Source organism: Alkalibacterium sp. m-11 (genome assembly GCF_054658155.1).
On sequence record NZ_BAAGIR010000396.1, the window covers coordinates 1 to 378 of the forward strand.

At 44.4% G+C, this 378-nt stretch carries 1 tRNA gene and 1 rRNA gene; both read left to right on the plus strand.

Going from position 1 to position 378, the window contains the following annotated elements:
• A 16S ribosomal RNA gene (locus ACYQ2O_RS12940) occupies positions 1-63 on the plus strand; the annotation flags it as partial.
• Positions 64-154: 91 nt separating this feature from the next.
• Positions 155-227: transfer RNA gene (locus tag ACYQ2O_RS12945), tRNA-Ala, on the plus strand.
• Positions 228-378: the final 151 nt, after the last annotated feature.

A 378-nucleotide genomic window follows, 5' to 3' on the forward strand; every position in this document is an offset into this window, starting at 1 on the left:
ATGATTGGGGTGAAGTCGTAACAAGGTAGCCGTATCGGAAGGTGCGGCTGGATCACCTCCTTTCTAAGGATAGTGCCATCAGGGCACACGGAACCTTGCACAGGTTTTTACTTTGTTCAGTTTTGAGAGATCCTCTCTCAATTTAATACCCCATGGGGCCTTAGCTCAGCTGGGAGAGCGCCTGCTTTGCACGCAGGAGGTCAGCGGTTCGATCCCGCTAGGCTCCATTGCATCCTTGTTTTTTAGGGTGTGACTTTGTTCTTTGAAAACTAGATAGTTGATTAAACACAACACAAACATGTTAAGAAACAACACCGAGAAATAGATTTATTGAGAACAGTTTTGTTCGTTAACAAAACTCTCATCGCTATGAATTAC